General features: G+C 67.2%; 3 protein-coding genes. All 3 read left to right on the top strand.

The window, feature by feature from the left end; genetic code table 11:
- The first annotated feature begins 160 nt into the window (after nt 1-160).
- The gene (locus KAY22_RS25080) at nt 161-1,885 is read left to right on the top strand and encodes a strawberry notch C-terminal domain-containing protein (protein ID WP_296625841.1); all 1,725 of its coding nucleotides are present in this window, start codon (nt 161-163) and stop codon (nt 1,883-1,885) included.
- A gap of 165 nt (nt 1,886-2,050) precedes the next feature.
- A complete protein-coding gene (locus tag KAY22_RS25075) occupies nt 2,051-4,099 on the top strand; it encodes a ParB/RepB/Spo0J family partition protein (protein WP_296625840.1) in 2,049 nt (682 codons plus the stop codon).
- A gap of 125 nt (nt 4,100-4,224) precedes the next feature.
- A partial coding sequence (locus KAY22_RS25070) for an ArdC-like ssDNA-binding domain-containing protein (RefSeq protein ID WP_296625839.1) occupies nt 4,225-4,414 on the top strand: 190 nt, incomplete at its 3' end.

Raw genomic sequence — 4,414 nt, 5'->3', positions numbered from 1 at the left:
GGGCCGTAGCGCGCCTGGCATCCAGTCACCTTAATTATCTGGAGTAAAACCGATGTCTTCATCCCGTAAATCCGCGCCTGCGCGCGAACCGCTCGACATAAATCTCGACTGCAAAGAAGCGGTGATCGACTATCTGACCCGGGCATTCCCGGTCCAGCAGATGACGTTCTTCCGCGACGATACCGGCGAAGTGCGCTCGCGACCGCTGTTCGACGAGAGCGGCCATCCGGTCACCAACCCGGAAGCTGAAGCCGAGCGCGACAATCTGGTCGAACAGCTTTGCGCGCTGCCGCCGATCGCGGCCGTGCTCGATGCCATCATCACCCGGTTCGGCACTGAGATGGTCGCCGAGGTGACGGGACGCACCAAGCGGCTCATCACGGTGAGGGGGGGAGGACAGAAGCTCGAATCGCGCTCGGCGCGTGCCACGCAGGCCGATTCCGCCGCCTTCATGGAAGGCACCAAGCGCATCCTGGTGTTCTCCGACGCCGGGGGGACCGGCCGCTCCTACCATGCCAGCCTCGATGCGAAGAACCAGCAGCAACGCGCGCATCTGCTCCTGGAGCCGGGCTGGAGAGCCGATCGCGCGATCCAGGGCCTGGGACGTACCCACCGCACGCATCAGGCCTGCTCGCCGCTGTTCCGGCCCGTCACGACCGACTGCAAGGGCGAACTCAGGTTCACCTCGACCATCGCGCGGCGTCTCGACAGCCTCGGCGCGCTGACACGCGGCCAGCGCCAGACCGGGGGGCAGAACCTGTTCGACCCGGCCGACAATCTCGAAAGCGATTACGCCAAGGCTGCGCTCATCAGCTGGTATCACCTGCTCGTCAGCGGCAAACTGACCAGCACCAACCTCACCGACTTCCAGCATCGCACGGGGCTCGAACTGCTCGATACCGACGGCGTCCTGAAGGAGGATCTGCCGCCGATCCAGCGCTGGCTCAACCGGTTGCTGGCGCTGCCGATCGGCCTTCAGAACTGCATCTTCGACGAATTCCTGGCGCTGGTCGAGGCACGAGTCGCGGCCGCGCGCGAGGCGGGGACACTCGATGTCGGCGTCGAGACGATGACGGTCGAGACCGCGACCGTGCTCGACGATACGATCCTGCGCACCGACCCGGTCAGCAAGGCGACCTCGCACCTGCTGACGATCGAGGTGACCCGGCGCCGCAACCCCATGTCGCTCGAGCGCGTGCTGCGCATCGCCGATACCGACCAGACCGCCGTGTTCGTGCGCAACGGCAAGTCGGGCAAGGTCGCGCTGCGCACCAACGCGCGCTCCTGGCTGACCGAGGACGGGGTGGCGGTGTCGCGCATCGAACTGATGCGTCCGACCCGGCACGAATATCTCGCGCTCGACGATCTCTACGAGACGGCCTGGGAGGAATGCAGCCGCGCACGGTTCGAGGCGGAATGGTCGGCCGAGGTCGACGAGATCCGCGGCAAGCTCGACGTCGAGACGATCCGGCTCGCGACCGGCCTTCTGCTGCCGATCTGGTCGGCGCTGCCGAGCGACCATCTCGTGGTCAACCGCGTGGTCGATGCCGAGGGTCGCTCCTGGCTCGGGCGCATGGTGTTCCCGGGCGACGTGCCGGCGCTGTTCTCGAAGATGGGCCTCGACAGCAACGACGTGCTCAGCCCGGCCGAGGTCGCGCGCGCCGCGATGGAGGGCGGGACGGTCACGATCCGGCGACCGTTCGTGTGCGAGGTGAAGCGCGTACGCGTCAACGCCAAGCCGCGCATCGAGATCAGCGGCGCACCGGCTGACCAGCTCGCGTGGCTCAAGTCGATCGGCTGCTTCACCGAGATCATCGCCTACAAGACGCGCGTCTTCATCCCCGTCGAGACGGCCGATGCCGTCCTCGCGCGCCTGATGGCCTGACCGGCACGATAACCGACAACTAGCTGCCAGCTAGCAGCTTGTTGGCACGACCTGGTCCCCCTCCCGCCGAGGCGGGAAACGAGAGGGGAGAAGGAGCGGGGAGGGTGTCCGGATCGGGGGGAAACGCCCGTGCGCCGGACACTTTCCCGCTCATGGAGACGACAGATGACCCAGACCGTCAAACTCGCGAAGCTGAAGCGTTCCGAGAAGAACGTGCGCACCACGCCGCCCAAGAACATCGAGGCGATGGCCGCCAGCATCCGCGCTCGCGGCATCATGCAGAACCTGCTGGTGACCGCCGCCCGCCCGAAGGGCATGTTCGAGATCATCGCCGGCGATCGCCGCTATCTCGGTGCGATGATGCTGGCCGAAGCCGGCGAGATCGTTGCCGCCGACTATGACGTGCCGGTCAAGATCATCACCGGCGACGAGGCGGACCTGCGCGAGGTGTCGCTGACCGAGAATTTCCAGCGCGAGCAGATGACCGTCGCTGAGGAATGCGTCGCGTTCCAGCACTTCCTCAAGACCGACGGTGACGTCGACGCGGTCGCCAAACGGTTTGGCCAGACCCGCCGCTTCATCGAGGGACGGCTGCGCCTCGCCGATCTTGCCGAACCGATCTTCGAAGCCCTGGCCGCGGGCAAGATCTCCTACGAGATGGCCAAGGCCTACGGCTCGACGGCCGACAAGGCCAAGCAGGAGCGCGTGTTCGAGCAGTATGGTCACTCGTCCTACGTCAACGCCGACCAGATCCGTCGCGCGATCGCCAACGACACGATGAAGGCGACGGATCCGATCGCGATCCTGGTCGGTGCCGATGCCTATGTCGCCGCGGGCGGCCGCATCGAGCGCGAACTGTTCAGCGAGGATGGCGACCGCTGGACCGACCCGGAACTGGCGCAGACGCTCGCCGCAACGCTGATGGAGGCTGAGGCCAAGCGGCTCGGCGAGGAACTGGGGATCGCATGGGTGCGCCCCGTCGCCACGACCAGCCTCTACGGCATCACGTCCGACCTCCACCGCGTGACGCTGCCGGCAGCGCCGCTGACGGTCGAGGAACAGACGCGGTGCGACGAGATCGAGGAGCGCGTGCAGGTCATCGAGAGCGACATGGAGGACGAGGGTATCGACGACGATACCTATGCCGCGCTCGATGCGGAATCGGATCGGCTGCGCGAGGAATATCAGGCGATCCACGACAAGGCGCCCGAACTGACCGACGAGGTCAAGGGCCAGGTCGGTGTGTTTCTGACGCTCGGCCGCGACGGCAAGATGACGCTCGACACGACCTACTACAGCGAAACGCCGATCCGCCTGCCGGGTGACGATCGGCCGCTGCCGTCGTCGCCGTCGTCGCGTCGCACCGCCGACCTGCCGCCCGAGGCGGTCGCTCCTGGCGGCAAGCCGCTCAGCGCCCGGCTCCATGACGAACTGGCGGTCCAGCGCCGCGACATCCTCGCCGCGTCGATCCTCGGCGATCCGGGGCTCGCGCTCGACTATATGCTGTTCTGCCTCGCCGACCCCAGCCACGGTTACGGCCGCTACGGGACGACGGTTCGGGCAGGGCGTCCGCAGGACCCGCAGATGCCCAAGGATCAGCCCGCCACGCAGGCGCAGGTCGCGATCGCCGAAGCCCGCGAGGGTCTCGACACGTCGTGGACGGCAGGGGCGAACCCGGTCGAGCGGTTCGAGGCGTTCCGCGCGCTGAGCGACGACGCCAAGGCGGCCTGGCTCGCAGTCGTGGTGGCGACCTCGCTCGAGGCCAAGCCCGATTACAGCTCGGTCACCACCAACCCGCTCCATGCACGGCTCGCCTCGATCCTCGAGATCGAACCCGCCAAATGGTGGCGCCCGACCTCGGCGAACTTCTTCGATCGCGTGTCGAAGGGCACGCTGCTCGCGCTGCTCACCAGTGTCGGAGGCGCGCCGCTCGCGGCCCGCTACATGGCCTCCAAGAAGGGCGAGATCTCGACCAGCTGCGAGAAGCTGTTCGCCGGCGAAGCGATCACCGAGCCGGAAACCAAAGAAGCGGCGCTGGCCTGGGTGCCCGACGCGATGCGGTTCGATCTCGTGTCGGTCGCCGGTGCCGACGAGGCAATCGACGACGAGCCCGGCGATGAGGGCTTCGACGACGACGACTACGGCGACACCGATGATCTCGGTGCCGACGATGCCGGGATCGACAGCGACGAGGCGCTGATCGCGGCCGAATAGCCCCCCGATACCCCCGGCCCGTTCGTCTCCCGGGCACACCTTGGCGGCTGTCCCTCACCGGGGCGGCCGCCTTCTTTTTACCCGCGGACCGTCACGCGTGGCCCGCGCATCGAGGGAGCTTTCCCATGACCTTTCACCGCAAATCGACTGCGCCACGCCGCGATGTCGCGGCCGAGATCACCAACCTCATAATCGCCAAGCTTGAAGCCGGCGTCCTGCCCTGGTCGCGCCCCTGGGGACTGACCGGGGCAGGGGGGCGACCGCTGCGGCATTGCGGCACGCCCTACACCGGCATCAACGCGCTCTATCTCTGGG

It is taken from the genome of Rhizorhabdus sp. (assembly GCF_018006725.1).
Classification (GTDB): Bacteria; Pseudomonadota; Alphaproteobacteria; order Sphingomonadales; family Sphingomonadaceae; genus Rhizorhabdus.
The sequence above is the reverse complement of the archived record's forward strand: the minus strand, read 5'-3'. Positions and strand labels throughout refer to the sequence as shown.